A 3074-nucleotide genomic window follows, 5' to 3' on the forward strand; every position below is an offset into this window, starting at 1 on the left:
GGTGGATGGGTTTTTCCGCACCCTGCAGGCTCAGTTCTTGGAGGGGTTTCACCCCCTGTTGATCACGGCTCGGCTCTACCGGCGTTCCTGAGGCTGCGGCAACACAAGCTGCCAACAAAAAAGCCCCGGTGCCAGCTGGCATCGGGGCTTTGGATTGACGTGGGACTTGAAACTCAGACCGCTGCAGTGATGTTGATGCGCTTGCGGTTGCGCAGGCCGCGGCGGATCGATTCGAACTTCACGATGCCGTCGGTGAGGGCAAACAGGGTGTCGTCCTTGCCTTTGCCGACATTGACGCCGGGCAGAACGGAGGTGCCGCGCTGGCGGATCAGGATGGAACCGGCGGTGACGGTTTCGCCGCCGTAGGCCTTCACACCAAGGCGTTTGGCGTTCGAGTCGCGGCCGTTACGGGTTGAGCCTGTGCCTTTTTTATGTGCCATGAGAAGAGATGCTGGTGGGGCGGTTGATGGAGCGAGGGGGAGAGGTCAGCTGATGGCCTTGCCGCCCACGGAGATGGACTCAACCATCACCCGGGTGAGTTCCTGCCGGTGACCATTCTTGCGGCGGGTTTTCTTTTTGGGGCGCATCTTGTAAACGATCACCTTGGGTCCGCGGCGATGGGCCATCACCTTCAGGGACACGGTCGCGTCCTTGACGTAGGGCTGGCCGAGGGTGGTGCCCTTGCCGTCCTTCACCAGGAGAACGTTCTCAAGCTTGATGGTGTCATCCACCTCAGCTTGAAGCCGATCGATGTCGTAGTAGCGGTTGGGCTGCAGCCAGATCTGGGTGCCCGACGCCTCAACGATGGCGTAGGTCCCGCTCTGTTCCGCGGCTGGTTTGGTGTCGGCCATAAGGTGAAAAGACGCGTTCAGGCTCGGCGAACCGATTCAGGCCTGAGCCGCAATCGAAAGACAAACAAAGATCTTCGTCTCTGACGCGCCCCATCGTCAAGATTCAGATACCTCGACGCTGCGGATGCCCGGATGGCCAGGCCGGCCCTCACTGTTGCTCTCGTGCTGGCCAGCCCAGCCCTGGTGGAAGCCTGCCGCCCCTGGCTGCCGGCCAACCGTTACGAGTCTGTTGTTCTGACGGTTGATCCTGGGGAGACCCTGGCGGCTGTTCTCGGACCCCGGCAGGACGACTTCGACGCTGTGGTGCTCGAGCAGAGCCTGCTCGATGCTTCAGCCAAGGAGCAACTGCTGGCGGCGGGTCTGCTCTTCCCCGCCGTGATCGTTGGGGAGGTGAAGGGGCAGGTGGATTACCACCCCGAGGAGTTGCATCTGCCCGACGACCAGCTGGCCCAGCTGGGATACAACGTGGATGCGGCCATTTCGCGTTTTCTGCGCCAGGGTCGTGCCGACGGACGCACGGACGACAGCAGCTCCTCCTCCCGCGCCGTCAGCAACCTTTCCGATCGCCTGCAGGAGCGACTCGGCTACCTAGGGGTCTTCTACAAGCGAGATCCATCGCGCTTCCTGGGCAGCCTGCCCCCCGAGGAGCGCCGGGATCTGCTGCTGTCGCTTCAACGCACCTATCGAGACCTGCTGGCGAGTTATTTCAGCGATCCGGCCGCGGCCAATCAGGCCTTGGAAAGCTTCGTCAACACCGCTTTCTTCAGTGATCTGCCGATCACCCGCACCGTTGAGATCCACGTGGATCTCATCGATGAATTCTGGAAACAACTGAGTTTGGAGGGCCACAAACATGACTTTCTTCAGGATTACCGCCTTGCGCTTCTTGATGTGATGGCGCATCTGTGTGAGATGTACCGGCGCTCCATTCCGCCGGACCTTCCTCTGTCGGGCACGGCTTCCAGCCGTGTACGTCGCCCGACGGATCAGCTCGATGCCTCGGAGGAGTCGTCATGAGTCCCCGCAAGACCTACATCCTCAAGCTCTACGTGGCGGGCAACACGCCCAATTCGATGCGGGCGTTGAAAACGCTGCGCAACATCCTCGAGACCGAATTCCGGGGGGTGTATGCCCTCAAGGTGATTGATGTGCTCAAAAATCCGCAACTGGCGGAGGAAGACAAGATCCTGGCAACGCCGACGTTGTCCAAGATTCTTCCCCCGCCGGTGCGCCGCATCATCGGTGACCTCTCCGATCGCGAGCGGGTGCTGATCGGTCTGGATCTGCTTTACGACGAGCTGTCTGATACGTCGCTCAGTTCGAGCTTGATCGATGCGGTCGATGAGGAGACCGACACGACGATTTCTTCAGATCCTTAAGCGACATGGTGCGCTCCAGCACGGTTCATCTCCTGCTCACTACGGTCAAGTCATAGGTGGTTGCCATGCAGTTCCCTCCGACCAGCGGTCAGCCTCAGATGCAGGTTCAAAAGCTCCCGACAGGGATCGAGGGCTTTGATGATGTGTGCCAGGGCGGCCTGCCGATCGGCCGCAGCACGCTGATCAGCGGCACGTCCGGCACCGGCAAGACGGTGTTTTCGCTGCACTTCCTCCACAACGGCATCAAGCAGTTCGACGAACCCGGCATCTTCGTCACCTTCGAGGAATCACCCCTCGACATCCTGCGCAACGCCGCCAGTTTCGGCTGGAACCTGCAGGAGATGGTCGAGCAGGACAAGCTCTTCATCCTCGACGCCTCACCGGATCCGGACGGCCAGGACGTGGCCGGCAGTTTTGATCTCTCCGGTTTGATCGAGCGGATCAACTACGCCATCCGCAAATACAAGGCCAAGCGCGTCGCCATCGACTCGATCACGGCGGTGTTCCAGCAGTACGACGCTGTGTTCGTGGTGCGCCGTGAGATCTTTCGGCTGATTGCAAGGCTCAAGGAAATCGGCGTCACCACGGTGATGACCACCGAACGGATCGACGAGTACGGCCCGATTGCCCGCTACGGCGTTGAGGAATTCGTCTCCGACAACGTGGTGATTCTGCGCAACGTGCTCGAGGGAGAGCGGCGTCGGCGCACCCTGGAGATTCTCAAGCTGCGGGGCACCACCCACATGAAGGGCGAGTTCCCCTTCACCATGGGAACCCACGGCATCAGCATCTTCCCGCTCGGGGCCATGCGCCTCACCCAGCGCTCATCCAACGTTCGGGTCAG

The 3074-nt window shown here is 60.9% G+C and carries 5 protein-coding genes; 3 read left to right on the top strand and 2 right to left on the bottom strand.

Annotated elements, in window-relative coordinates; all coding sequences use genetic code 11:
• Positions 1 to 173: 173 nt before the first annotated feature.
• Both rpmA and rplU read right to left on the bottom strand, forming a co-directional pair.
• On the bottom strand, positions 174 to 440 hold the full coding sequence (gene rpmA / locus B3873_RS11945) for a 50S ribosomal protein L27 (RefSeq protein WP_114989469.1): 267 nt from the start codon (positions 438 to 440) through the stop codon (positions 174 to 176).
• Between the two features lie 45 nt (positions 441 to 485).
• On the bottom strand, positions 486 to 851 hold the full coding sequence (rplU, locus tag B3873_RS11950; protein WP_011365073.1) for a 50S ribosomal protein L21: 366 nt from the start codon (positions 849 to 851) through the stop codon (positions 486 to 488).
• A 132-nt stretch (positions 852 to 983) separates the two neighbouring features.
• Between rplU and B3873_RS11955 the strand changes: the two genes are divergently transcribed.
• The 3 genes from B3873_RS11955 to kaiC form a co-directional block, all read left to right on the top strand.
• Positions 984 to 1868: a circadian clock protein KaiA gene (locus B3873_RS11955; RefSeq protein ID WP_115010072.1), complete on the top strand. Its 885-nt coding sequence runs from the start codon at positions 984 to 986 to the stop codon at positions 1866 to 1868.
• Entirely contained in the window at positions 1865 to 2230 is a 366-nt protein-coding gene (gene kaiB, locus B3873_RS11960) for a circadian clock protein KaiB (protein ID WP_114989467.1), read from the top strand. The genes B3873_RS11955 and kaiB overlap by 4 nt, the downstream gene beginning before the upstream one ends.
• Positions 2231 to 2295: 65 nt before the next feature.
• A partial coding sequence (gene kaiC, locus B3873_RS11965) for a circadian clock protein KaiC (RefSeq protein ID WP_286866276.1) occupies positions 2296 to 3074 on the top strand: 779 nt, incomplete at its 3' end.

The organism is Herbaspirillum sp. UBA812 (assembly GCF_002296545.1).
In the GTDB taxonomy this organism is placed as follows: domain Bacteria; phylum Pseudomonadota; class Gammaproteobacteria; order Burkholderiales; family Burkholderiaceae_D; genus Herbaspirillum; species Herbaspirillum huttiense.